Raw genomic sequence first — 25,838 nt, 5'->3', positions numbered from 1 at the left:
ACAAGGAGTAAGGCATGAGCGCACCAGTCGTCATCATCGGCACCGGGCTTGCGGGCTATAACCTGGCCCGGGAGTTTCGCAAGCTCGACAGCGAAACCCCGCTGTTGCTGATCACCGCCGATGACGGCCGCTCTTACTCCAAGCCGATGCTCTCCACCGGTTTCGGCAAGAACAAGGACGCCGACGGCCTGAGCATGGCCGAACCCGGCGCCATGGCCGAGCAGTTGAAGGCCGAAGTGCGCACCCACACGCGCATCAGCGGCATCGACGCCGGCCATAAACGCTTGTGGATCGGCGAAGAAGCCGTGCCCTATCGCGACCTGGTCCTTGCCTGGGGTGCGGAAACCGTGCGCGTACCGATCGAAGGCGACGGCAGCGATCTGGTGTTTCCGATCAACGATCTCGAAGACTACGCGCGCTTTCGTGCCGCCGCGGCGGGCAAGCGTCGGGTGTTGTTGCTGGGGGCGGGGCTGATTGGCTGCGAATTTGCCAATGACCTGATCCTTGGCGGCTACGAGGTGCAATTGGTCGCGCCGTGCGAGCAGGTCATGCCGATGCTCTTGCATCCCGCCGCTGCGGCCGCCGTGCAGGCCGGGCTGGAAAGTATCGGGGCAAAGTTTCACCTCGGCCCGGTGCTGACCCGGCTGGAGAAAGTCACCGATGGCCTGGAAGCACACCTGTCCGACGGCCAGATCATCCCGTGCGATGTGGTCGTCTCGGCGATCGGCCTGCGCCCACGCATCGATCTGGCGGCGGCTGCCGGCGTGCAGATCAATCGCGGTGTGATGGTCGATCGTTACCTGAAGACTTCCCACGCCAACATCTTCGCCTTGGGCGACTGCGCCGAAGTCGATGGGCTCAATCTGCTCTACGTGATGCCGCTGATGAGTTGCGCTCGGGCGCTGGCGCAAACCCTCGCCGGAAACCCGACCGCGGTCAGTTACGGGCCGATGCCGATCACCGTGAAAACCCCGGTATGCCCGCTGGTGGTGTCGCCGCCGCCACGGGGCAGCGAAGGTGTATGGAGCGTCGAAGGGCAGGGCGCCGACATCAAAGCGCTATGCCACAGTGCCGACGGTCGGTTGCTCGGTTACGCCCTGACTGGGGCGGCCGTCATGGAAAAACTGGCCTTGAACAAACAGCTGCCGCCGCTGCTGGCGTAAATGCCGGTCGTTCTGTCGTAATCACCGCTCTTTTGCCCCGACAAAGCTCTTGGGGAGACTGGCGCCGCCGTTGGCGGCGTGCCATTCTCACTCCCGTCTGCCGCAGAGTAGAGCCTGCGGCGCCTTGGGCGCTGTTCCAACGAGAACAGCACGGACATAACAACAAAAAACCGTCAAAGGGGCTTCACTAATGCGTAAACCAGAACTCGCCGCTGCAATCGCCGAAAAGGCAGACCTGACCAAAGAACAGGCCAACCGCGTCCTCAACGCCGTCCTCGAAGAAATCACCGGCGCCCTGCACCGCAAGGACAGCGTGACGCTGGTCGGCTTCGGCACCTTCCTGCAACGCCACCGCGGCGCTCGCACCGGCAAAAATCCGCAAACCGGCGAACCGGTCAAGATCAAGGCCAGCAACACCGTTGCGTTCAAGCCAGGCAAATCGTTGAAAGACAGCGTCAATCCTTGATGGCGGCGTACTTCCCTGAATAACGGGGAGAACCGCAAAAAAATGGGCACACCGATTGCGGTCGGGTGCCCATTTTTTGTGGTTGCCTGATGACTTACTGGCGGCGGAAGCAAGCCTTGCCGTTGCCGAAATCCACGGCCAGACAGTTTGGTTCGATTGCCAATTGCAGGTCCTGGAACAGCCCGCCCAGATCACTGTCGGAAGCGGGTTTGGTCTGGCTTTTCAGCCACACTGTCTGGTTCTCTACTTTCCAGGTGCCTTTGGCAAAACCATCGGCACTGCCATACGCCATACCCGCGTCAAACGTCCCGTCCTTGCGCAATAGCAACTCAGCGCCCATTTCCATTGCGCCGGTCAGATAATAATGGCCGTCCAATGGTGGGGTTTGCGCTGACGCCTGGGTGATGGGCAGCCACATGAGCGCTGCGAAAAACAGAGGTTTCAATTCCATGAGTTAAAGCTCCTGACCTGCGTTTCATGAGGGGGGGATTTGCTTGTGCCCGGCTCCGGAGCCAATCCCCTGCAAGATATGAATCTTTGTAAGAATTATCCCTGTCTTTTATCAGAGTATTTCCCGCCATTAAGTGCGATAGCTTATAAAAAAGCCGCACCGATAACTATCGACGTTGCAATGCGAGGGCGTATTTGTTGCAGAATGAAGTTTCAATAAGCAAGATGCCATCATTGTGATGGCACTTTTTGAACTGCTCGTTGTCGCGAACGATTGGTTGAAATATGCCGTTAGTCATTCGGAAGTGTCCTACTTCTATTTTTTTTGAATTTGGCATGCTGCACGCCGCTCGAGGATGCGAGCGTCCGGTAAACTCGCCCGGCTACCGCGGGAGGCTCTGGGTCAATGGTTTGGCGGGAGCAGGGAAAATGCGCTGATTAATAAGCGGCCTCAGGGAAACCCCTGTGACATATAGGGCGATCTCCTACAGAGCCCACTGAACACTTCGTCTTGTTGTTTAATCAGATGCTTGCTAGTGGCCATCATAGTGATTACGATGCGCCCACTTGAAAGAGCACATCTCAATTGGATGAGTCGCTTCACTGCTCTTCGATACTGTCCCGCGTTGCTGAACTCCATTCGCGCGTCTGACTGTAATCCTTACTAAAGGCCATGGATGTCCTACTCAAGCAAACTTTCCGCCCATTACCTCGAACTCGCAAAAGTCTCTGTTTCCAAAGAGAATTTCGCGGGCGAAGACGTTCGTTTCTCGAGCGAATTCGAGGCGCTGGAAAGTGAGCTGGCCAAGGCTTCGTCGATGCACGAAAGCGGGCAGATCGACTGGCTGAAAATCCGCGAAAACAGCGAAAACCTGCTGCGTACCCAATCCAAGGATCTGCGTGTCGGCGCCTGGCTGACGTGGTCGCTGTATCAGCGCGAATCCTTTCCGGGGCTGCTCGCCGGCCTCGGTCTGCTGCACCATCTGTCGGAAAATCACTGGGCCGACGTCCACCCGCTCAAACCCCGCACCCGCGCCGCCGCGATCGGCTGGCTGGTGCCGCGTCTCGAGCAGGTCATCACCGAAAACATTGCGATCAAAGAGCAGTTGCCGATGTTCCGGCAGCTCTCTGAGCACCTGGCCGGCCTCGAGGCTGCCTGCACCGAACATCTGGGCGATGACGCGCCGCTGCTGCTGCCGATCTCCCGTCGCCTGAAAACCATGATCCAGCGCGCAGCCGACAACCAGCCGGCCCCCGGCGTGGTGGGTGCGGCGGTGGCGCAGGTCAAGCAGGCCGCGAGTCAATTGCTCGCCCCCGGTGCGCCGATCGACAACGAACGCGATGCGCACAAAGCCCTGCGCGCGCAGCAGGAAAGCGCCCGTCCGTTGTGCGCCTGGTGGCTCAAGCAGAAGGCCACCGACCTGCGCGCCCTGCGCCTGAACCGTACGCTGCTGTGGATGACCATTGATGCGGTGCCCGAGCGCAACGCCGAGCAGATCACCGTACTGCGCGGCCTGCCGCTGGAAAAGCTCAAGCTCTATCAGGACCGCTTCGATCAGGGTAAATACGCCGACCTGCTGGTGGAACTGGAGGCGAGCCTGGCGAAGGCGCCGTTCTGGTTCGATGGCCAGAGGATGGTCTGGGAATGTCTGCAGAACCTCAACGCCGAGCTGGCCATGCGCGAAGTGGAAATCCACTTCGCGCTTTTGATTCAGCGCCTGCCGGGCATCATCGAGCTGCGCTTCCATGACGGCGCGCCGTTCGCCGATCCGTCCACCCGGGCGTGGATCGCCGCCAACGTCATGCCGCACCTGCAAAGCGCCAGCGCGCCGCGCAAGGTCGAAAGCGAAAACGTCGAAACCCAGCCGGCCTGGGAAAAAGCCCTCGAGGACGTCCAGCCGATCCTGCGCAAGGAAGGTTTGAAACCCGCCGTGCAGATTCTCAAGCAGGGTCTGCAATCAGCCTTCGGCGGGCGCGAACGCTTTTTCTGGCAGTTCGCCCTCGCGCGGCTGTGCTTCCTGGCCAAGAAATACGAACTGGCCAAGAACCAGCTCGAAACCCTCGATCAGACATTACTGGACTCAGGCCTGCACGCCTGGGAGCCGGAGCTTGCATTGCAAGTGCTGCACCTGCTGCACAGTTGCTGCGAGTTGTTGCCGCAGAACCATGCCGTACGTGAACGCAAGGAAGAGATTTATCGCAGGCTGTGCCACCTCGACCTCGAAGTGGTACTCGAATAGGCCCCAGGGCCACAACCGCAAGGAGAAAAGCCATGGCCAAAGAAGGCTCGGTAGCCCCCAAGGAACGCATCAACGTCACCTTCAAACCCGCCACCGGCGGTGCTCAGGAAGAGATTGAACTGCCGCTGAAACTGCTGGCAATCGGTGACTACACCCACCGCAAGGACGAGCGCAAGATCGAAGATCGCAAGCCGATCAGCATCGACAAGATGACCTTCGACGAAGTGCTGGCCAAGCAAGAGCTCAGCCTGACGATGAACGTGCCGAACCGTCTGCAGGAAGAAGGCAGCACTGAAGAGCTGGGCGTGCAACTGCGCGTCAATTCGATGAAGGACTTCAACCCGGCCAGCCTGGTCGAGCAAGTGCCTGAGCTGAAAAAACTGATGGAACTGCGCGATGCGCTGGTGGCCCTCAAAGGCCCGCTGGGTAACGCACCTGCGTTCCGTAAAGCGATCGAAGGCGTGCTCGCCGACGACGAATCCCGCGGTCGCGTACTCGGTGAGCTGGGCCTGAACGCCGCAGCCCCGGACGCCTGAGACTCCAGTAGCCAAGGAAGCCAACACAATGAGCACTAGCGCAGCACAAGAGAAGAGCGCCGCCAGCGGCGAATACAGCATTCTCGACAGCATCATCGCCGAAACCCGTCTGACTCCGGACGACGAAGCCTACGACATCGCCAAACGCGGCGTGTCGGCGTTCATCGAAGAGCTGCTCAAGCCGCAGAACAACGGTGAGCCGGTCAAGAAGGCCATGGTTGACCGCATGATCGCCGAGATCGATGCCAAGCTCAGCCGTCAGATGGACGAGATCCTGCACCACCCGGATTTCCAGGCACTGGAATCGTCGTGGCGTGGCCTGCAGTTGCTGGTCGACCGCACCAACTTCCGCGAAAACATCAAAATCGAAATCCTCAACGTCTCGAAAGAAGACCTGCTGGACGATTTCGAAGATTCGCCGGAAGTCATGCAGTCGGGCCTGTACAAGCACATCTACACCGCTGAATACGGCCAGTTCGGTGGTCAGCCGGTGGGCGCGATCATCGCCAACTACTACATGTCGCCAAGCTCGCCAGACGTCAAGCTGATGCAGTACGTGGCCAGCGTTTCGTGCATGTCCCACGCGCCGTTCATCGCTGCCGCCGGCCCGAAATTCTTCGGCCTGGAAAGCTTCACCGGCCTGCCGGATCTGAAAGATCTGAAAGACCACTTCGAAGGCCCGCAATTCGCCAAATGGCAGAGCTTCCGTACCTCGGAAGACTCCCGTTACGTTGGCCTGACCGTGCCGCGTTTCCTGCTGCGTAACCCGTACGATCCGGAAGAAAACCCGGTCAAATCGTTCGTGTACAAGGAAACCGTTGCCAACAGCCACGAGCACTACCTGTGGGGCAACACGGCCTACGCGTTCGGTACCAAGCTGACCGACAGCTTCGCCAAATTCCGCTGGTGCCCGAACATCATCGGCCCGCAGAGCGGTGGCGCGGTTGAGGATCTGCCTCTGCACCACTTCGAAAGCATGGGTGAAATCGAAACCAAGATTCCTACCGAAGTACTGGTTTCCGACCGTCGTGAATACGAACTGGCCGAGGAAGGCTTCATCTCCCTGACCATGCGCAAAGGCTCCGACAACGCGGCGTTCTTCTCCGCAAGCTCGGTGCAGAAGCCGAAGTTCTTCGGCATCAGCGCAGAAGGCAAGGCGGCAGAGCTGAACTACAAGCTCGGCACCCAACTGCCGTACATGATGATCGTCAACCGCCTGGCTCACTACTTGAAAGTGCTGCAGCGCGAGCAACTCGGTTCGTGGAAAGAGCGTACCGACCTCGAGCTGGAACTGAACAAGTGGATCCGTCAGTACGTTGCCGACCAGGAAAACCCGAGCGCCGAAGTGCGTGGCCGTCGTCCGCTGCGCGCTGCGCAAGTGATCGTCAGCGACGTTGAAGGCGAGCCGGGCTGGTACCGCGTGAGCTTGAACGTGCGTCCGCACTTCAAGTACATGGGTGCCGATTTCACCCTGTCGCTGGTTGGCAAGCTGGACAAAGAGTAAGAGCGACTCATGGACGGATACGGCAGCCTGTTCGAACGCCTCAATGGCGACGCACAACTACGCAAGGGCAACAGCCTTGAGGCTTGTGCCATGGCGTCAGTGGCTGCCCATCTGGCCAAAATGCTCAGCACCCGGGCCGGCAGCGTGCAAACGCTCGCCGACTACGGGTTGCCCGATCTCAATGACATGCGTCTGAGCCTGCACGACTCCCTGAGTCAGGCCCGTCTGGCTATCGAAAACTTCATCGAAGCCTACGAGCCACGCCTGAGCAATGTGCGTGTCATTTCCCTGCCGCGTGACCACGATCAACTGCGCCTGGCCTTCAGTATCGAAGGCCTGCTGGAAGTCGAGGGTTTCAAGCGTCAGGTCAGTTTTTCCGCGCGCCTGGATGGCAGCGGTCAAGTCAAGGTCACTTAAGGAGATCCCCGATGTCTGGCAAACCCGCAGCACGCGTATCCGACCCCACCGCTTGCCCGCTCCCCGGCCACGGCACCAACCCGATCGCCGCCGGTTCCGGCGACGTATTCTTCGACGGCCTCGCGGCCGCCCGCCAAGGCGATGCCTCGGCGTGTGGTGGTGCGCTGGTCGGCGACCTTGCCACTACCGTTTTGATCAACGGCAAACCGGCCGCCACGGTTGATTCGGTGGGGACCCATGGCAACAAGGTTACGGCTGGGTCCGGGACGGTGATTATTGGCAATTCGCATTCGCCAGCGCCGTTTGTTCCGCCGTTGCCGGTGGAGATCAAATGGCCGTTTAACGAGCACTACGTCATCAATTGTCAGGACTCTGGGAAGCCACTGGCGGGAGTGGCATACAGCTTCAAAACAGCCTCGGGGAAAGTTATCAGTGGGGTCACGGGAGCCGACGGGAAGACGCAAAAAATCTCGTCCTCTATAGCGGAGTCCTATGAGTTGACTATTGAACAGCAATCTGAAGTCGTAATTGGATAAAAGGATTTTGTTATGGCGGATACGAAAATAGCATCAAGTCTGACGCCGGCCAGTAACCAAACTGGTAAGTCTGCAGCTGTCCGTCAATTCAAAATCACAGATATACCTGATGCGATGGATAAGATGAAATGGCCAGTTGCTGCGAAGCTTATGCGCCACTGGTTTGATGGCGCGCCATGGCCAACCGCCGATGGTGCGATGAGTAAAGAGGTCAAAGACCATATTGCTCTTGCTGACATCGCCTACGTGAATGACACTATCGTAAAAATGGACTGGTTGATGCAGTTTGAACCTGCGAAAGCTGTCATTGAAGAGCTTAAGTCTGCTTGGGATAATACTGCAGGTCGTAATAATATAAGCAAGAAGATTAAAGATAAGTATCTTGGCTCGGCGCCGGGTGTCTATCCTTTTAAGTTTGCGAGCGCCAGGAAGGTTGAAGAGTTTGGATACAGTAATAGTCGAGCAGTTAAATTTGGCCTGATAGACAAGACTGATGAGTTGCGAGCTGCGCTGGCAAACTTTAATGTCCGCGTATTTCCAGAAGGAAAACTGGTGATTTCCGTAGATAGCATTCAGCTGTTTGTGGAGCGAATTGGGTTTTATGCTGAGGACGCGTATGACTTCAATGACTCACCGGATGACAATTTCAGTCAGCCATTGGGGTTCTGGAACTTTGATGGTATAGCCAACCCTGCCTATGCGGCCACCGCAAATACCGGTGCAGCGCAGATGAAGTCAGACATCGCTTCAAACCCCTATATCAGTGCGGAAGATTCTCAGGCGATGTTTAGGGAAATAGAAAGCTCGCGTTATTTCTATATTACAAATTCTCACTTTGTAAAATATCGGATGGAATTTAAAAAAGGCGGTGATTTCCAGGTTTTGTCTGATGTTCAATATCAAAACGTTCCCGTGACAGTTATTAATGTTTGGAATAAATGATGCGCATTTTTACTCGTGTACAATCCGCTGTCGAACTGGGTGTGGCGAAAAAATGACTACGCTTAAAAAGAAATGGCTAGTGCCTATCAGTTTGCTCTTGGTGTTTATTGCATTGCTCGTTTATTGCTTGAACGCAATGCTGGATTATCCTGCAAGTACAACTACAGCTAGTCCCTCGGGCCGCTACACAATTGAGAATGTACGTGTCGGCAGGATCTTCATGCTTGGTGGTATGGCGTATTTAAGAGTTATCGATTCAAAAGAGCCAGAAAAGGTATATCGAACCCCGCTGTATGATACTCAGTCATTGGATATGCGTACATTTGAAGATGATGCTGAGGTTGGAATTACTTGGATCTCCTTCGAAAAGAAAGATAAGGCTTTTGTAATTTCCATGCCGCAATGGGAAGAAAGCTGGCTGAATATTTTCATCAGTAATACACCCTACGAGATTCTGGAAAACTGATAGCAGTATGAACAGCTACGTCCGTCTCGACCTATGTTTATTAACCCACGCCCTCGGATGCGTGGCTTATGCATTTTTGAATTACGCGGTTGTGCATGCTTACAAGCTTTTTAACGGCGGATTTACCTCCCATGGCGTCGCCATCGGAATTGCGACTTACTCACTGTTTTACATTTTTCTGGGCGTCAATCTGATCGTTGCGCTGACTCCAAATCTGGTTGCCAAGCTGGTCATCCTTTTTCTGATGGTGGGCTTCATCCTGCTCTGGATGCTACCCGACAACCCGTTAAGAGCCCTGTTCTACGGCGTGGCCCAAGGTTGCGTCACGTTGCTGGCGATCCTCACCACTCAAGTCATCGAGTTGCGCTGGGCTTTGCGAAACATCACAGGTCGCATTCAGCCAAGTCGGCCTGCAGGTGCAATCCAATGACCAAGTCGGGCGTTGAACGTAATTCACAGGTCGGTAATTCCATGAGCTCCATTACCAGGCAGGTACCCCGTGTCCTTTAACCACTACTACCAAAGCGAACTCACCGCACTGCGCCAACTCGGTCGCCGTTTCGCCGAGCGTAGTCCGGCGTTGGCGCCGTATCTGGGGCAGGCCGGGCGGGATCCGGATGTGGAGCGGTTGCTCGAAGGCTTTGCGTTTCTCACCGGGCGCCTGCGGCAGAAGCTCGATGACGAGCTGCCGGAGCTCAGCCATTCGCTGATGCAGCTGCTGTGGCCGAACTACATGCGCCCGCTGCCGGCGTTCAGCATTCTGCAGTTTGATCCGCTCAAGCGTTCCGGCCCGGCGCTGCTGGTTGAGCGCGATACGCCGATCGAGAGCAAGCCGATCGATGACGTGCGCTGCCGCTTCCGCACCTGCTACCCGACCGAAGTGCTGCCACTGGATCTGGCTGCGCTGAATTATTCGGTGAAAGGCGACGGCTCGCTGCTCAGCCTGCGTCTGGAAATGAGCGCCGACGGCCATCTCGGTGAACTGGAGCTGAGCAAATTGCGCCTGCACTTCGCCGGCGAGCGCTACATCAGCCAGATGCTTTATCTGAGCCTGCTGCGCAACCTCGACGGCATCGAGCTGATCCCGCTCGACGGCGCCGGCAAGGCGATTGATGGCGTCAGCGGCAAGCCGATGGCGTTCAAGATTCCCGGTGACCGGGTGAAACCGGTGGGCTTTGCCGAAGAAGAAGCGTTGATCCCGTATCCGCTGAACACCTTCCGTGGCTATCGCTACCTGCAGGAATACTTCGCCTTCCAGGACAAGTTCCTGTTCGTCGACGTCAACGGTCTGGACATTCTCAAGGCGCTGCCGGAAGACACGCTCAAGCAGATGCGCGGCCTCGAATTGCGTTTCGACATTCGCAAGAGCGGCATCATGCGCATGCGTCCGACCCTCGATAACGTGAAGCTGTTCTGCACGCCGATCGTCAATCTGTTCGAGCACGACGCACTGCCGATCCGTCTCGACGGCAAGCAGGACGAATACCTGTTGCTGCCGGCGGAATACGACCTGGAAAACTGCGGTGTGTTCTCGGTGGAAACCGTCACTGGCTGGAAGCCCGGCGGCCTCGGTTATCAGGAATACGTGCCGTTCGAATCCTTCGAGCACGACCCGAGTTTCGACGTGCCCAACAGCCGTCCGCATTACAGCATTCGCCAGCGCTCGTCCTTGTTGCATGACGGCCTCGACACTTACCTGAGCTTCGGCATCCGCCACACCGAAGCCCACGAAACGCTGTCGATCGAGCTGATGTGCACCAACCAGAACCTGCCGAAAAAGCTCAAGCTCGGCGACATCTGCATGGCCAGCGAGCAGACCCCGGAATTCCTCAGTTTCCGCAACATCACCCCGGCCACCTCGAGCTTCGCGCCGCCGCTGAACCGCGACTTCCTGTGGAAGCTGATCAGCAACATGTCGCTTAACTATCTGTCACTGGCGGACGTCAATGCGTTGAAGGTGATTCTGGAAACCTACGACCTGCCGCGCTACTACGACCAGCACGCGGAAAAGGTCAGCAAACGCCTGCTCGGCGGCCTCAAGCACATCAAGCATCACCACGTCGACCGACTGCATCGCGGTCTGCCGGTGCGCGGTTTGCGCACCGAACTGACCATCGACCCGGAAGGCTATATCGGCGAAGGCGACCTGTTCGTCTTCGCTTCGGTTCTCAACGAGTTTTTCGCGCTTTACGCCAGTCTCAATTCATTCCATGAGCTGCGGGTAAAAAGCACACAGGGAGAGGTGTACCAATGGACACCACGTATGGGCCTGCAGCCCCTGCTTTAAGCGGGCTGACCAAGGTAATACGCGAGTACTCGCTGTTTCAGGCCGTGCTGCTGGTGATCGACCGGCTGCGCGAGGCACACCCGCATCTGAGCGAAGACGATCTGTACGACCAGGTCGAGTTCCAGGCCAACCCGAGTCTGGGTTTTCCGCGCAGCGACGTTGATCGCGTGGAGTTTTTCGAAGAACACGGCAAGATGCGCGCGCGCATGCGCTTCAACCTGATCGGCCTGGTGGGCTCCGGTTCGCCGCTGCCGGCGTTCTACGGCGAGCAGGCGCTGGGCGACAGCGAAGACGGTAACCCGACGCGCAATTTCCTCGACCTGTTCCACCATCGCCTGCAACGACTGATGCTGCCGATCTGGCGCAAGTACCGCTACCGCGCGAGCTTCCAGAGCGGCGCGATCGATCCCTTCTCGGCGCAACTTTTTGCGCTGATCGGCCTGGGCGGCGACGAGATCCGCAAGGCCAAGGAACTCAACTGGAAACGCCTGCTGCCGTACCTCGGCCTGCTCAGTTTGCGGGCACACTCGGCGGCGCTGATCGAAGCCGTGCTGCGTTACTACTTCAAGCACGAAGACCTGGTCATCGAGCAGTGCATCGAGCGCCGCGTGGAAATTCTCGACGAGCAGCGCAATCGTTTGGGCCGCGCCAACAGCGTACTCGGCGAAGACCTGGTGCTGGGCGAGCACGTGCGCGATCGCAGCGGCAAATTCCGCATTCACATCACCGAACTCGACTGGCAGCGATTCCATGAATTCCTGCCGATCGGTTTCGGCTACCAGCCGCTCTGCGCGCTGGTGCGGTTCACCTTGCGTGACCCGCTCGATTACGACATTCGCCTGGTTCTGCGCCAGGAAGAAATCCGCGAACTGCGCATCGGTGAGCAGAACGCCTGTCGCCTCGGTTGGACCAGTTGGCTGGGCCGCGAAAAAGCGGACGGCGTGGTGACCCTGGGCAGCAAAATTCATTAAGGACGTGAGCCATGATCAACGTAGACCTGCAACAACTCATCCAGGCGCTGGACGCCGAAACCCGTCGTGATCTGGAGCGTTCGGCCGAGCGTTGCGTCGCCCGGGGCGGCAGCAAGATCCTCGTCGAAGACTTGCTGCTGGGCTTGCTCGAGCGCCCGAACGGCTTGCTGTCGCGCGCGTTGCAAGATGCTGACGTCGACGCCGGTGAACTGACCGCTGCATTGCAATCGCGAGTCGAACACAGCGCTTCGCGCAACCCGGTGTTCGCCCCGGAGCTGGTGCAGTGGCTGCAAGACGCACTGCTGGTGGCCAATCTCGAACTGGGCCAGACCCAAGTCGAAGACGCCGCGCTGATCCTCGCTTTGTTGCGCAATCCGATGCGTTATGCCGGCAGCCGCTATCAACCGCTGCTCGCCAAACTGAACATTGATCGCCTGAAAGAATTTGCCCTGTCGCAACAGGAGCAACCGGCGGCCAATGGCAAACCGGCGGCGCAGGGCGAATCGCTGTTGCAGCGCTTCACCCACAACCTGACCCAACAGGCCCGCGACGGCAAACTCGACCCGGTGCTGTGCCGCGATGGCGCGATCCGGCAGATGGTCGACATCCTCGCCCGTCGTCGCAAGAACAACCCGATCGTCGTCGGTGAGGCCGGTGTCGGCAAGACCGCCATCGTCGAAGGCCTCGCCTCGCGCATCGCTGCCGGTGAAGCGCCGCAGGTACTCAAAGGCGTTGAATTGCTGTCGCTGGACATGGGCCTGTTGCAGGCCGGCGCCAGCGTCAAAGGTGAATTCGAGCGTCGTTTGAAAGGCGTGATTGATGAGGTCAAAGCCTCGCCAAAACCGATCATTCTGTTCATCGACGAAGCCCACACTTTGATCGGCGCGGGCGGCAATGCTGGCGGCTCAGACGCGGCCAACCTGCTGAAACCGGCGCTGGCCCGTGGCGAACTGCGCACCATCGCCGCGACCACCTGGGCCGAGTACAAGAAATACTTCGAGAAAGACCCGGCGCTGGCCCGCCGTTTCCAGCCCGTGCAATTGCACGAACCGACCGTCAGCGAAGCAGTGACCATTCTGCGTGGTCTGGCCCAGGTCTACGAGAAGAGCCACGGCATCTACCTGCGCGATGACGCGGTGGTGTCCGCCGCTGAATTGTCCGCGCGTTACCTGGCCGGTCGGCAACTGCCGGACAAGGCTGTAGACGTCCTCGACACCGCGTGCGCCCGCGTGCGCATCAGCCTCGCCGCCGCCCCGGAAAGCCTAGAGCGCCTGCGTGGCGAACTGGCTGAAGGTGGCCGTCAGCGTCAGGCCCTGCGCCGCGATGCCGAGGCAGGTCTGCTGATCGACCACGAAGCGCTGGAGGCACTGGAAGCGCGTCTGGACGAAGCCGAAGAGGAAATGGTCGCGCTGGAAACTCTCTGGACCGAACAGAAAGAACTGGCCGAGCGTCTGCTGGAACTGCGTCAGCAACTGGCCAAGGCCCGCGAAGCCGCAGCCGTCGAGCCGACCGTCAGCGTGGAAGAAGATGCCGAAGGCACGGTGATTGAAACCGTGGTCGCCGAGGTTGAAGAAGGCCAGAGCGTCGAAGCGCTGGAAGCCCAGCTGCATGAAACCCACGCCGCGTTGACTGCCGCGCAAGTCAAAGAACGTCTGGTCAGCTTCGAAGTGTGTCCGCGTCTGGTTGCCGAAGTGATCAGCGCCTGGACCGGTGTGCCACTGGCGCAACTGGCCCGCGAGCACAACGCCAAGGTCGCCAGTTTCGCCACCGATCTGCGCACCCGCATTCGCGGTCAGGAACAAGCCGTGCACGCGCTGGATCGCTCGATGCGCGCCACCGCTGCAGGTCTGAACAAACCGGATGCACCGGTCGGGGTGTTCCTGCTGGTCGGCCCGAGCGGCGTCGGCAAGACCGAAACCGCGCTAGCCCTGGCTGATCTGCTGTACGGTGGCGACCGTTTCATCACCACCATCAACATGTCCGAGTTCCAGGAGAAACACACCGTCTCGCGCCTGATCGGTGCACCGCCGGGCTACGTCGGTTACGGCGAGGGCGGCATGCTCACCGAAGCCGTGCGCCAGAAGCCGTATTCGGTGGTGTTGCTCGATGAAGTCGAGAAGGCGGATCCGGACGTGCTCAACCTGTTCTACCAGATCTTCGACAAAGGCGTGGCCAACGATGGCGAAGGTCGCGAAATCGACTTCCGCAATACGTTGATCCTGATGACCTCGAACCTGGGCAGCGACAAGATCAGCGACCTCTGCGAAAACGGCGCACGGCCGACCGCCGAAGTCCTCGAAGAAACCATTCGCCCGGTGCTCAGCAAGCACTTCAAACCGGCGCTGCTGGCGCGGATGAAAGTGGTGCCGTACTACCCGGTGGGCGGCCCGGTGCTGCGCGAGCTGATCGAGATCAAACTCGGCCGTCTCGGCGAGCGTCTGAGCCGTCGTCAGCTGGAATTCAGCTGGTGCCAGAACCTCGTCGATCACCTGTCCGAGCGCTGCACGCAAAGCGAAAGCGGCGCGCGCCTGATCGATCATCTGCTCGATCAGCATGTGCTGCCGCTGGTGGCTGATCGTCTGCTCGACGCGATGGCGACCGGCGAAAGCCTCAAGCGTGTGCATGCCACGCTCGACGGCAACTCCAGCGTGACCTGCGAGTTCGTCTGAGGTGGGCGTGATGTTCACTCAGGTGCCGCAGCCACTGGTCTACGCCGAAGCGTTGCTGGCGCAGTTCGCCAGTCTGTCGCGGGCGGCGGACAGTGCTGTGCTGCTGGGTGAATTCGTCCGTGGCCTGGCCGAGCTGAGCGGTTGCGAATTGACCCAGCTGTATCTGCTCGACGCCACCCACACCTGCCTGGGCATGAACGCCGAGTGCCTCGACGGCGCGCTGCAACCGCGTCAGGCGGCGAGCCTGCCGGCCGATTACAACGGCGAGCAACTGCTGCAGTTCGCCCTGTGTCAGAACCGCGTGGTCTGCCTCGACGACCTCGCCGGCAGCCTGCACGAAACCAGTTTTCTGCCGGCGGCAAGCACGCCGTGGCAGTCGCTGTTGTGCGTGCCGCTGGTCAATCAGCACAAGTCGGTGGAGGGCTTGCTGCTCTGCGCCAGTCGCCGTCGCACTGACTTGCAGGGTTTCGCCGATTCCCTCGGCCAGCTCGGTTCGTTCGTGCTCGGCCAACTGCATCTGCTGCAACGCCTGCGTCAGCCACCGGCCGAATCGGCCACGACCACACGCAGTGTGCCGAGCATCAGCGGCTATGGCCTGATCGGTAAAAGTGCGGCGATGCGCCAGACCTACTCGCTGATCAGCAAGGTTCTGCACAGCCCTTACACCGTGCTGTTGCGGGGCGAGACCGGGACCGGCAAGGAAGTGGTGGCACGGGCGATTCACGATTGCGGCCCGCGTCGCTCCCAGGCGTTCATCGTGCAGAACTGCGCGGCGTTTCCGGAGAACCTGCTCGAAAGCGAGCTGTTCGGCTACCGCAAAGGCGCCTTCACCGGTGCCGATCGCGATCGCGCCGGGTTGTTCGACGCGGCCAATGGCGGCACGTTGCTGCTCGATGAAATCGGTGACATGCCGTTGTCGCTGCAAGCGAAGATTCTGCGCGTGCTGCAGGAAGGCGAGATCCGTCCGCTGGGTTCCAACGACACGCACAAGATCGACGTGCGCATCATCGCCGCGACGCACCGTGATCTGGCGGTGCTGGTCAGCGAAGGCAAGTTCCGCGAGGACTTGTACTACCGCCTCGCGCAATTCCCGATCGAGTTGCCGGCACTGCGTCAGCGCGAAGGCGACATCCTCGATCTGGCCCGGCATTTCGCCGAGAAGACCTGCACGTTTTTGCAGCGTGATCCGGTGCGCTGGTCGGACTCGGCGCTGGAGCATCTGAGCGGTTATACCTTCCCTGGCAACGTTCGCGAACTCAAGGCACTGGTCGAGCGCGCGGTGTTGCTTTGCGAGGGTGGCGAGTTGCTCGCCGAACATTTTTCCCTGCGCCTGGAACCGATGCCCGAGGACAACAGCGGCCTGAATCTGCGCGAACGCCTGGAGCAGGTCGAGCGCACGTTGCTCCTCGATTGCCTGCGCAAGAACGATGGCAACCAGACCCTTGCCGCCCGCGAACTGGGCCTGCCGCGACGCACGCTGTTGTATCGGCTGGGGCGCTTGAACATCAATCTGGGAGACTTCGATGGTTGATCTGAAGAAGTGTCCTGAGCTGAACAACCTCCCTGTGGCGAAAGAGCTTGCTCCGGCGCGGCTGCACAGCAGTCGTAGCTCGGTAAACGCGATTGTCCTGAAGCGCCGCGATGGCTGGTTTTGGGGCCGCTTCGCAGCCCAGCGGGAGCAAGCTCCCTCGCCACAGGAGGTTGTCGCTCCTCCCTGGCATGGCTTCAGACCCCGGTTCAGAGCCTCGCAAAACAATGAATTCGCTAATAACGGCGCCGCCCGCAAGGGCCGGCGCTTTGTGCTTTGTCTACACCTGGAGACCCTCTGATGTCTGTTCGTCACTGGCACGCTGTCCTGCTGACCCTCGTCGTTCTATGCGGCCTTGGCGGCTGTAGCGGCAATTACAAATTCAACGACAACGACTATCGCCCGTTGGGTGATCCGCAAGCGGTCAATCGCGGCAAGTGACCGCAAGGAGCATCAAACATGGAATTGGTTTTCGAAATGCTGAACACCAAGCAGTTCGTGCCCACCGAGTTGTGCCAGCGGACCTTCAAACAGGCCGGTGGCGTGATCGGGCGCGGCGAGGACTGTGACTGGATCATCCCTGACCGCAAGCGTCACCTGTCCAATCACCACGCGATTGTCAGTTACCGCGAAGGCTCGTTCTTCCTCACCGACACCAGCAGCAACGGTGTCCAGGACGGCAGCAGCGGCGCACGCCTGCACAAGGGCGAGCCGGTGCGCATCGAGCATGGCAGCACCTACATTCTCGGCGACTTCGAAATCCGTGCGCGGCTGGTCCGTGACCCGGCGACCTTCGATGGCGAAGTCGGCCGTCCGCGCGCCGCTGGCAGCATCATTCCGGACGACGCGTTCCTTGATCTCGACCCGCTCAATGCCCTCGAACAGCAAGAGCGCGTCTACTCGGAAATCGACGAGCTGCTGTCGCCCACCGCCAAGCCGGAAGATTCCCGTCAGCGTGCCGACTATGCGCGCATCGACATGGAAAGCCTGATGGTCCCGGAGCTGATTGCCGCCCCGGTCGAGCCTGAGCCGGCGCCTGCGCCGAAAGCCGTCGAGCGTCAGAGCGAAGGTTTCTGGGAGCACTTCGGCGCGGCGCTGGGCGTCGACGTCAAAGCCCTCAGTCACGACGAACGTGAAGCGCTGGCGCTGAACGCAGCGCGCCTGCTGCGCCAGAGCATCGGCGGTTTGCAGCAGAGCCTGCGTACCCGCTCGGAGCTGAAAAACGAGCTGCGTCTGGCCCAGACCACCGTGCAAGGCACCAACAAGAACCCGCTGAAATTCGCCGTCGATCCGAGCGAAGCGCTGCAGATTCTGTTGCAGCCAAGCAAGCCCGGACATCTGCCGGCCGAGCAAGCGATCTCCCGCGCATTCCGCGATTTGCAGGCGCATCAAGTGGCGCTGCTGACGGCCAGTCGAGCCGCCGTGCGTGGCACGCTGGAGCACTTCTCGCCGGAGCAACTGACCTTGCGTTTCGAGCGCGACAACAAGCCGTTGATCGCGACATCGGGCGGGCGCTGGAGAGCGTTCGGCCGCTATCACCAGGCACTGCGTCAGGACGATGACTGGAGCGAGCGTCTGCTGGCCCGCGACTTCGCTCAGGCTTACGAAGAACAGATCCGCCTGATCTCCACCCTCCACACCGACCACCAAGGATGATGCGCATGTCTCGCCGCTCGACCGCTTTTTTCAAGACGCTGACTGCGCTCACCGTGCTGGTGCTGCTCGCCGGTTGCTCGTCGCTGTCGCCGTACTCGAAAGTGACCAAGATCAACCTCAAGCTGACCGGCAGCGACCAGCTCAACCCGGACCTCAACGGTCGGCCGTCGCCGATCGTCGTGCGCCTGTTCGAACTCAAGCACCCGGTGACCTTCGAGAACGCTGATTTCTTCAGCCTCTACGAGCGCGCCAAGGAATCCCTCAACCCGGATCTGGTAGCCAGCGAAGAACTCGAACTGCGCCCGGGTGAAACCGTGGAGCTGAAACTCAGCGTGGAGGAGGGCAGCCGTTACGTGGGCATCCTCGCGGCCTATCGCGACCTACCGGATACGCAATGGCGGCACACCGTGCAGATCACTCCGCTGGAACTCACCGAGGCGGATCTGACCCTCGATCAGGCCGGTATCCGCAACACCCAACAAGTGCTCGCCAAGGCGGATGACTGATCATGAACACCCATAAAGTCATTTGGCAGGAAGGCATGCTGCTGCGCCCGCAGCACTTCCAGCACAACGATCGTTATTACGATCACCAGATGAAAACCCGCACGCAATTGCTCGGTGGCTACACCTGGGGTTTTCTCAATCTGGAAATCGACTTGCAGTTCCTCAACATGGGCAAACTGGTGATCAGTGAAGCCTCGGGGATTCTGCCGGACGGCAGCCTGTTCGAACTCGGTGGCAACACCGAGCCGCTGGCGCTGGACGTGCCGCCGAACACCGGCAACACGCCGATCTATCTGGCGCTGCCACTGGTCACCGGCAACCACATCGAAGCCCGTCGCCCGGAGCAATCTGACGTGCTCGCGCGCTACACCGCGTATGACGCCGAAGTCGCCGACTCCAACGCCGGTGATGACTCCGCCAGCCAGGTCAGCTGCGGGCGTCCGGACTTCAAACTGCTGCTCGGCGAGCAGCAGAGCGATCAGGCCTACGTGAAGCTGAAGATCTGCGATGTGCTCGACACCACGCCCGACGGCGTGATCAGCCTCGATCCGGATTTCGTCCCGACCTATATTCAGGCCCACGCCTCCAGCTACCTGCTGTCGTGCCTGAAAGAAGTCATCAGCATGCTCAGCCACCGTGGCGACACCATTGCCGAGCGGATTCGCTCCAACGGCAAGGTCGGCGGCGCTGAAGTCGGCGACTTCATGATGCTGCAACTGATCAACCGTACCGAACTGCTGCTGCGCCATTACCTCGGTCTTGAGCAGGTGCATCCGGAAGAGTTGTACCGCACGCTGCTGACCATGCTCGGCGATCTGGCGACCTTCTCCGGCGAGAGCAAACGCCCGCGTCTGGACAGCCGCTATTCCCACGCCGATCAGGGCGCAAGCTTCCGCAAACTGATGGAAGCGATCCGTCAGGTGCTGTCGATGGTGCTTGAGCAACACGCCATCGAACTGATCCTGCAGGCGCGTCAGTACGGCATCATCGTCTCGCCGTTGCACGACCACAAACTGCTCGGCTCGGCCTCGTTCGTGCTCGCAGCCAGTGCCAACTGCGACTCCGAAGAACTGCGTCAGCGTTTGCCGCAGCACCTCAAGGTCGGCCCGGTGGAGCGCATCCGCCAACTGGTCAACCTGCACTTGCCGGGGATCAAGGTCAAACCGTTGCCGGTGGCCCCGCGGCAGATCGCGTTCCACTCGAACAAAACCTATTTCATCCTCGAACTCAGTTCCGAAGACCTGGCACAACTCGAGCGCTCCGGCGGTTTCGCGTTCCACGTGTCCGGCGAATTCGCCGAGCTTGAACTGAAATTCTGGGCCATCAGGAACTGACCGACATGATCAAGGAAACGGATTACAACCAGGACGACAAAACCGTCCTGCTCGACCGTCAGGGCCACGGACCGGCATCGAGTCCGCTGACCGACTTCGCCGCGCCGCCGCGTTTCGAGCAACTGGAAGAACGCATGATCTACGCCGCGCGCCTGCGTCCGGCGGAGGCGTTCAATATCAGCCTCAACTCGCTGGTCGCGGCCTCGTCCGACCTGCTTTCGGAAGTGGTGCGCCTCAAGCACAGCGAGACCCGCGAAGACCTGTACGCGCTCAATGAGCGGCTGACCGCCGGGCTCAAGTTGTTCGAAGTACGCGCCCTGCACAACGGCGCTGAGAGCAGCCAGGTGATGGCCGCGCGTTACGTGCTCTGCACCGTGGTTGACGAAGCTGTCGTGACCACCCCGTGGGGCAACGAAAGCGAGTGGTCACAGATGAGCCTGCTGAGCAGCTTCCACAACGAAACCTTCGGCGGCGAGAAGTTTTTCCAGCTGCTCGATCGGCTGTCGAAAAACCCGGTCAAGCACCTGCCGATGCTCGAACTGATGTACCTGTGCCTGTCCCTCGGTTTCGAGGGCAAGTACCGCGTACAGGCACGCGGCATGCTCGAACTTGAAGGCATCCGCGACGCCTTGTACCGGCAGATCCGTCAGTTGCGTGGCGACGTGCCGCGCGAGTTGTCGCCGCACTGGGAAGGCCTCAACGACCAGCGCCGCAACCTGGTGCGCATCGTGCCGGCGTGGATGGTGGTGCTGTTCACGCTGGTCTGCCTGGTGGTGATGTATTCGGGCTTCGCCTGGGTGCTGGGCGAGCAGCGCGACACTGTTCTGCATCCTTATCAGCCGCTTGATCCAGCCGCGGTGCAACCGCAGGCGCAGCCGTAAAACAGGGACGTGTGATGAAAAAGTTTTTCAAGAAAGTCGGCGCCTTCCTGCGCCAGACCTGGGTCTGGACCTTGTTGCTGGTGCTGTTCGTGGCGCTGCTGGTGTGGTTTGTCGGCCCGTTGTTGGCGGTGGATGATTACAAGTTCTGGGAAAGCGCGACCTCGCGCCTGCTGACCATCAGCGTGCTGTTCCTGATCTGGGGCCTGACCATGGTCTTCGTCAGCTGGCGCGCCGGTATCCGCAAGAAAGCCGAGGAAGAAAGCGAGGACGGCCAGGACCGTATCCGCCGCGAAGAGCTGATCGACGAAGAACAGAAAGAGTTGAAGGCGCGTTTCAAGGACGCGCTGAAAACCCTGAAGACGTCGAGCCTGTATCGCGGTCGCAGCGAGCGCTGGCGCAGTGACTTGCCGTGGTACCTGCTGATCGGCCCGCAGGCCTCGGGCAAGACCAGCCTGCTGGACTTTTCCGGTCTGGAATTCCCGATCAACAAGATCGACCGCAAGCTCACTCGCGACACTCTCGGCACCCGTCATTGCGACTGGTATTTTGCCGACCACGGTGTGCTGATCGACACCGCCGGGCGCTACACGACTCAGCCGGACGCGGAAGTTGACGGCAACGCCTGGATCACGCTGCTGGAGCTGCTGCGCAAGCGTCGTCGTGGCCGTCCGTTGAACGGCGTGCTGGTGACCATTCCGGTGGAAACCCTCACCGGTGGCAGCGAGCAGGACATCGACACGCTGGCCCGCCAGGTGCGCAGCCGTCTGCAGGATGTGCATCAGAAACTGCACGTCGACGTGCCGGTGTATCTGGTCCTGAGCAAGGCTGACAAGCTGCTCGGCTTTGACGAATTCTTCGATCAACTGACCCGCGAAGAAAGCGATCAAGTGCTCGGCACCAGTTTCCGCAAGGATCAGGTCGGCACCGACGTGGCGGTTCTGCGCAACGAGTTCGAAGAGCTGCTGCGCCGCTTGAACAGCCAAGTGATCATGCGCATGCACTCCGAGCGCGATACTCAGCGCCGTGGGCGCATCCTCGATTTCCCCCATCAGTTGGGGCAGATCGGCGAGCGCCTGTGCCTGTTCGTCGACATGGCTTTCACCGGCAACCGTTATCAGCGTGCCACGCAACTGCGCGGTTTCTACCTGACCAGCGCGCCGCACCTGACCCAGGAAATGGATTCGACCACCGCCGGCATCGGCGCCAGTCTCGGCATGAACGCCGGTGTGCTGCCGACCCTGCGCAGTGGCCGTTCGCGGTTCATCCACCACTTGCTCAGCCAGGTGATTTTCCCCGAGGCCGATCTGGCCGGTCTGGACAAGCGCGAGCGCAGCCGCATTCATTGGGGCCAGCGCGCGCTGTACGTCGGTGCACTGGCGGCACTGGCCCTGTTCGGCATGCTCTGGGCCGGTGGTTTCTCGGCCAACTACGAGCGTCTGGAAAACCTGCGCACGCTGGCACAGAACTGGACCCAGCAACGCTCGGCCGTAACGCCGCGCGATGACGCCATGGGCGTGCTGAAAGTCCTCGACACCAGCTACGCCGCGACGCAGGTGTTCCCGAGCAAGGGCGACGTGTCGTACCACGAACGTGGCGGCCTGTATCAGGGCGAAGAGATCAACCCGGTGGTGAAAACCGCCTACGAGCGTGAACTTGAAGCGCAGTTGCTGCCCCGGGTGGCGAGCATGCTGGAAGGGCAGATCCGCGCCAATATGAAGGACCGCGATCGCCTGCTCAACAGCCTGCGCGCGTACCTGATGCTGAACATGAAGGATCGTCGCGACGCGGCGTGGCTCAAGGACTGGGTCGCCACTGACTGGTCGCAGCGCTACACCGGCAACACCGCTGTGCAGAACGGTCTGAATACTCACCTTGAGCGTTTGCTCAAGCAGCCGTTCATCTACCCGCTGAACGATCAGTTGGTGACGCAGGCGCGTCAGGTCCTGCGCAGCGAATCTCTGGCCAACGTGGTGTATCGCATGCTCCGCGAGCAGGCGCGCAATCTGCCGGACTACCGCTTCAGCCAACACCTCGGCCCGCAGGGTTCGCTGTTCATCGGCACCGAATACGTGATCCCGGGTTTCTACACCCAACAGGGTTATCAGCAGTATTTCTCGGTGCAGGGTGCGGCGCTGGTCACCGATATCCTGCGTGACAACTGGGTGTTGGGCGAAGGCGCGGGCATCAGCGACATGGACTTGCGTCGCCTGATGGTCGAGCTCGAGCAGCTGTACTTCCGCGACTACGCCAACTATTGGAGCGAAGCCGTTGGCCAGGTTGCATTGCCGCCAATCAGCGACGCCGGCGAAGGCGCCGAGCAACTGGCGGGCCTGACTTCGGCCAACTCGCCGGTACTCGCGCTGCTCACCGAAGTGCGTGAAAACACCCGCTTCGAAGCGGCGGTTGATCCGGTCGACGAAGCCGGCGAAGCCGCCGATGCGCTGGCCGGGCAGAAAGGCAAACTGGGCAAGGTCGGCAAGCTCGCCGCGGCTGCTGCCGACAAGGCTTCGGCGCTGAACGTGGCGAAGAACCTGCCGGACACCGCGAAGAAATCCCTGCAACGCCGCTTCGAACCGCTGCATCGTTTGCTGGATGACAACAACGGCCCGGGCGCTGACCTGACGCCAGCGTTCAGCGCGCTCAACGACCTGCAACTGCAACTGGCCGGTCTGGCCCGTTCCAGCACGCCGGAGCAAGCCGCGTTCGAGATGGCCAAGACGCGCATGAGCGGCCAGCGTGATGCGCTGACCAACCTGCGCAATGCCTCCGGTCGTCTGCCGCGTCCGCTCAGCGTGTGGTTCAACGTGCTGGCCGAAGACTCGTGGCGCCTGGTGCTCAACGATGCCTATCAATACCTGAACGGCCGTTATCAGAACGAGCTGTACAGCGTGTATGGCAAAACCATCAGCAAGCGCTATCCGTTCAGCGCCAGCAGCACCAGCGATGTGGCGATCAGCGACTTCCGCGAGTTCTTCCGCGCTCAAGGCACCGTCGACCGCTTCTTCGACAGCTACATGCGTCCGTTCGTCAGCGGCGATCCGGGCAACTACCGCATGCGCAGTGTCGACGGTCACAGCCTGCCGGTATCGAAGGTCTACCTCGATCAGATGGCGGCGGCGCAGACCATTCGCCAGAGCTTCTTCTCGATCAACCCGGCCGAGCCGACCGTGCAGTTCAAGCTCGAGCCGTACACCCTTGATCCGGCGGTCAGCCGTTCCGAATTCAAGTTCGGCGACAAGACCATGGAATACCGTCACGGCCCGATCCTGCCAATGACCTTCAAGTGGCCGACCGATGCTGAAGACGGTCGCACCAGCCTGGTCATGGACAAGATGGCCGGGCGTCCGATCGGTATCGAGAAGAACTCCGGCCCATGGTCGCTGTTCCGTCTGTTCGACCTGATGCAGACCGAGTACCTGAACGGGCGCGACGTGCTGGTGCTGAAAGCGGACGTGGGCGGCCTGCGCGCCAACTACCTGCTGACCAGCCAGCGCACGCCGAACCCGTTCGACATGGGCGTGCTGCGCACCTTCCGTATGCCGGTGCAGCTCTGATGCTGGTGGCCAGTCCCTGGCGCAGCGCGGCGCGTACCGACCCGGGCAAGGTGCGGGCGCGCAACGAAGATGCCTTCCTCGATTCCCCGCAGCATGGGCTGTGGGTGGTCGCGGACGGCATGGGCGGTCATCAGGGTGGCGACATCGCCAGCCAGTTGATCGTCGCCAGCCTGGCTGAATTGCCGCAACACGAAGACTTCGACGAACGCCTCAAAGCCATCCGCCAGTGCCTGCACTGGCTGAACCGGCGACTGGGGCAAGAGTTGACCGTCACTGCCGGGCGTCACGACAGCATCATGGGCAGCACCGTCGTCGCGCTGCTGGTGGAAGGCAACCGCGCGGCCTGCATCTGGGCCGGTGATAGCCGTTGCTATATGTGGCGTGGGCAGCGTTTGTATCAGCTGTCCAAGGACCATTCGCTGCAACAGCAGTTGATCGACGAGCAGCAAATGAGCGTCGAACAGGCGGCAGCGCACCCGGCGGCTCAGGCCTTGACCCGAGCCGTCGGTGCCGCTGAAACGCTGACCCTGGATGTGCTCGAACTCGAGGTCTATCCGGGCGATGTGTTTTTGCTCTGCAGCGATGGTTTGTATCAGGGCCTGAGCAGCGATGCCCTCGGCAACGCCCTCAGCCTCAGCGCGCCGCACGTGGCGCTGGAACGTTTGTTCGACGGCGCCCTGCGAGGCGCTGCGCGGGATAACCTGACTGCCGTGGTGATCCGCCAATGAGTGAACTCGAATCGCCCATCGATGACTTGCTGATCAGCGAAGAACAGGCCAACAACCTGACCTACTTCGCTTTCGCCAAGGGCAACAAGGCCGAACCGTTGCTGGCGCCGACCAAGGCCAGCATCGGTGCGCTGCCGGATGTACTCGCCGGTCGCTACCACCTCGAGCGTCTGCTCGGGGCCGGTGGCATGGGCGCCGTTTACCGGGCGCGGGATCTGCTGCATGAACAGTTCGGCGATCCCGACCCTTACATTGCGCTGAAAATCCTCAGCGAAGAATTTGCCGAATCGCCGGACGCCAGTGCCTTGCTCTACAGCGAGTTCGCCCTGACCCGGCGCCTGCGCCACGACAACGTCGTGCGTGCGCACACCTTTGAAGTCGACACCGACTGCCAGCGGGCCTTCATCACCATGGAATACATGCGTGGCCTGACCCTGGACAAATTGCTCTGCGAGCGGCCGATGGGCCTGCCGTGGAAGGAACTGCGCGACATCGTCCTGCCGCTGCTCGACACGTTGGCCTACGCCCACCGTCGCGGCGTGCTGCACGGTGACCTGAAACCGAGCAACGTGATGCTCAGCGAAGACGGCCTGCGCCTGTTCGACTTCGGTCTGGGACAGGCAGAGGAGGGCACCTTGCCCGGTCTGCCGCACCTGAGCCGCGAGCGTTTCAACGCCTGGACCCCAGGCTACGCCGCCCCCGAACTGCTTGAGGGCCAACCGTTGTCGGCCAGCGCGGACGTGTACGGCGTGGCCTGCGTGATCTACGAACTGGCGAGCGGCAAACACCCGTTCCGCCGCTTGCCCTCGACCCAGGCTCGCGACGAGCACCTGGAGCGCGAACTGCACGCACCGAAAAACCTAGCGAAACACGGCTGGACAGCGCTGCAGACCGCGCTGAGCTTCAACCCGGCAGAGCGCAACATCACTGCCGCACAATTGCGTGACGCCTTGGGCGCCACTTCGTCCTGGCTGCAACGTCTGCGACTTCGGGCGTAACGGATG

General features: G+C 60.5%; 24 protein-coding genes. 23 read left to right on the top strand and 1 reads right to left on the bottom strand.

Annotated features, from left to right (window positions below; genetic code table 11):
• Window positions 1-14: 14 nt before the first annotated feature.
• Both AEQ63_RS24195 and AEQ63_RS24190 read left to right on the top strand, forming a co-directional pair.
• Window positions 15-1,163, top strand: a complete 1,149-nt coding sequence (locus tag AEQ63_RS24195) for an NAD(P)/FAD-dependent oxidoreductase (protein ID WP_064365139.1) — start codon at window positions 15-17, stop codon at window positions 1,161-1,163.
• Between the two features lie 190 nt (window positions 1,164-1,353).
• Window positions 1,354-1,629 carry an HU family DNA-binding protein gene (locus AEQ63_RS24190; RefSeq protein ID WP_003213368.1) on the top strand — a complete coding sequence of 92 codons (276 nt, stop codon included), beginning with the start codon at window positions 1,354-1,356 and terminating at the stop codon, window positions 1,627-1,629.
• A 94-nt stretch (window positions 1,630-1,723) separates the two neighbouring features.
• Here the strand turns inward: AEQ63_RS24190 and AEQ63_RS24185 are convergent, their stop codons facing one another.
• Window positions 1,724-2,080, bottom strand: coding sequence for a hypothetical protein (locus AEQ63_RS24185; protein ID WP_064365138.1), 357 nt, complete (start codon window positions 2,078-2,080; stop codon window positions 1,724-1,726).
• Window positions 2,081-2,756: 676 nt separating this feature from the next.
• On the opposite strand from AEQ63_RS24185, the gene tssA reads away from it, so the two are divergent.
• The 21 genes from tssA to AEQ63_RS24080 all read left to right on the top strand — a co-directional run bounded on the left by tssA (window position 2,757) and on the right by AEQ63_RS24080 (window position 25,832).
• Window positions 2,757-4,319, top strand: a complete 1,563-nt coding sequence (tssA, locus tag AEQ63_RS24180; protein WP_064365137.1) for a type VI secretion system protein TssA — start codon at window positions 2,757-2,759, stop codon at window positions 4,317-4,319.
• A gap of 32 nt (window positions 4,320-4,351) precedes the next feature.
• The gene (gene tssB, locus AEQ63_RS24175) at window positions 4,352-4,855 is read left to right on the top strand and encodes a type VI secretion system contractile sheath small subunit (RefSeq protein WP_064365136.1); all 504 of its coding nucleotides are present in this window, start codon (window positions 4,352-4,354) and stop codon (window positions 4,853-4,855) included.
• A 28-nt stretch (window positions 4,856-4,883) separates the two neighbouring features.
• The gene (gene tssC, locus AEQ63_RS24170; RefSeq protein ID WP_016772499.1) at window positions 4,884-6,359 is read left to right on the top strand and encodes a type VI secretion system contractile sheath large subunit; all 1,476 of its coding nucleotides are present in this window, start codon (window positions 4,884-4,886) and stop codon (window positions 6,357-6,359) included.
• 9 nt (window positions 6,360-6,368) lie between these two features.
• Complete coding sequence (gene tssE / locus AEQ63_RS24165; RefSeq protein WP_007920274.1) at window positions 6,369-6,776, top strand: type VI secretion system baseplate subunit TssE; 408 nt, start codon at window positions 6,369-6,371, stop codon at window positions 6,774-6,776.
• Between the two features lie 11 nt (window positions 6,777-6,787).
• A complete protein-coding gene (locus tag AEQ63_RS24160) occupies window positions 6,788-7,312 on the top strand; it encodes a PAAR domain-containing protein (RefSeq protein WP_042608086.1) in 525 nt (174 codons plus the stop codon).
• Window positions 7,313-7,324: 12 nt separating this feature from the next.
• Entirely contained in the window at window positions 7,325-8,254 is a 930-nt protein-coding gene (locus AEQ63_RS24155) for a DUF6402 family protein (protein ID WP_064365135.1), read from the top strand.
• A 52-nt stretch (window positions 8,255-8,306) separates the two neighbouring features.
• Window positions 8,307-8,720, top strand: coding sequence for a hypothetical protein (locus AEQ63_RS24150; RefSeq protein ID WP_064365134.1), 414 nt, complete (start codon window positions 8,307-8,309; stop codon window positions 8,718-8,720).
• 7 nt (window positions 8,721-8,727) lie between these two features.
• Window positions 8,728-9,150, top strand: a complete 423-nt coding sequence (locus AEQ63_RS24145; RefSeq protein WP_042608089.1) for a hypothetical protein — start codon at window positions 8,728-8,730, stop codon at window positions 9,148-9,150.
• A gap of 69 nt (window positions 9,151-9,219) precedes the next feature.
• A complete protein-coding gene (tssF, locus tag AEQ63_RS24140) occupies window positions 9,220-11,007 on the top strand; it encodes a type VI secretion system baseplate subunit TssF (RefSeq protein ID WP_042608090.1) in 1,788 nt (595 codons plus the stop codon).
• Window positions 10,971-11,978, top strand: coding sequence for a type VI secretion system baseplate subunit TssG (gene tssG / locus AEQ63_RS24135; RefSeq protein WP_056790879.1), 1,008 nt, complete (start codon window positions 10,971-10,973; stop codon window positions 11,976-11,978). The genes tssF and tssG overlap by 37 nt, the downstream gene beginning before the upstream one ends.
• 11 nt (window positions 11,979-11,989) lie before the next feature.
• Window positions 11,990-14,647, top strand: coding sequence for a type VI secretion system ATPase TssH (gene tssH, locus AEQ63_RS24130; protein WP_064365133.1), 2,658 nt, complete (start codon window positions 11,990-11,992; stop codon window positions 14,645-14,647).
• A gap of 10 nt (window positions 14,648-14,657) precedes the next feature.
• Window positions 14,658-16,178, top strand: coding sequence for a sigma-54 interaction domain-containing protein (locus AEQ63_RS24125; RefSeq protein WP_064365132.1), 1,521 nt, complete (start codon window positions 14,658-14,660; stop codon window positions 16,176-16,178).
• Window positions 16,171-16,476: a hypothetical protein gene (locus AEQ63_RS24120; protein ID WP_064365131.1), complete on the top strand. Its 306-nt coding sequence runs from the start codon at window positions 16,171-16,173 to the stop codon at window positions 16,474-16,476. The genes AEQ63_RS24125 and AEQ63_RS24120 overlap by 8 nt, the downstream gene beginning before the upstream one ends.
• On the top strand, window positions 16,476-16,616 hold the full coding sequence (locus AEQ63_RS24115) for a hypothetical protein (RefSeq protein WP_003229566.1): 141 nt from the start codon (window positions 16,476-16,478) through the stop codon (window positions 16,614-16,616). The genes AEQ63_RS24120 and AEQ63_RS24115 overlap by 1 nt, the downstream gene beginning before the upstream one ends.
• A gap of 18 nt (window positions 16,617-16,634) precedes the next feature.
• On the top strand, window positions 16,635-17,831 hold the full coding sequence (gene tagH / locus AEQ63_RS24110; RefSeq protein ID WP_042608095.1) for a type VI secretion system-associated FHA domain protein TagH: 1,197 nt from the start codon (window positions 16,635-16,637) through the stop codon (window positions 17,829-17,831).
• Window positions 17,832-17,836: 5 nt separating this feature from the next.
• The gene (tssJ, locus tag AEQ63_RS24105) at window positions 17,837-18,337 is read left to right on the top strand and encodes a type VI secretion system lipoprotein TssJ (RefSeq protein WP_016772509.1); all 501 of its coding nucleotides are present in this window, start codon (window positions 17,837-17,839) and stop codon (window positions 18,335-18,337) included.
• 2 nt (window positions 18,338-18,339) lie between these two features.
• The gene (gene tssK, locus AEQ63_RS24100) at window positions 18,340-19,671 is read left to right on the top strand and encodes a type VI secretion system baseplate subunit TssK (protein WP_016772510.1); all 1,332 of its coding nucleotides are present in this window, start codon (window positions 18,340-18,342) and stop codon (window positions 19,669-19,671) included.
• Window positions 19,672-19,676: 5 nt separating this feature from the next.
• Window positions 19,677-20,552: a type IVB secretion system protein IcmH/DotU gene (icmH, locus tag AEQ63_RS24095; protein ID WP_064365130.1), complete on the top strand. Its 876-nt coding sequence runs from the start codon at window positions 19,677-19,679 to the stop codon at window positions 20,550-20,552.
• Between the two features lie 14 nt (window positions 20,553-20,566).
• Complete coding sequence (tssM, locus tag AEQ63_RS24090; protein ID WP_064365129.1) at window positions 20,567-24,106, top strand: type VI secretion system membrane subunit TssM; 3,540 nt, start codon at window positions 20,567-20,569, stop codon at window positions 24,104-24,106.
• Entirely contained in the window at window positions 24,106-24,834 is a 729-nt protein-coding gene (locus tag AEQ63_RS24085) for a PP2C family protein-serine/threonine phosphatase (RefSeq protein WP_042608097.1), read from the top strand. Before tssM ends, AEQ63_RS24085 begins: the two co-directional genes overlap by 1 nt.
• Window positions 24,831-25,832 carry a serine/threonine-protein kinase gene (locus tag AEQ63_RS24080; RefSeq protein WP_064365128.1) on the top strand — a complete coding sequence of 334 codons (1,002 nt, stop codon included), beginning with the start codon at window positions 24,831-24,833 and terminating at the stop codon, window positions 25,830-25,832. Before AEQ63_RS24085 ends, AEQ63_RS24080 begins: the two co-directional genes overlap by 4 nt.
• The last annotated feature ends 6 nt before the right edge of the window (window positions 25,833-25,838 follow it).

Source organism: Pseudomonas sp. RIT-PI-o (genome assembly GCF_001297215.1).
Taxonomy (GTDB): domain Bacteria; phylum Pseudomonadota; class Gammaproteobacteria; order Pseudomonadales; family Pseudomonadaceae; genus Aquipseudomonas; species Aquipseudomonas moraviensis_A.
Note: the sequence above shows the minus strand (reverse complement) of the source record. Positions and strands in the feature narration are given on the sequence as shown.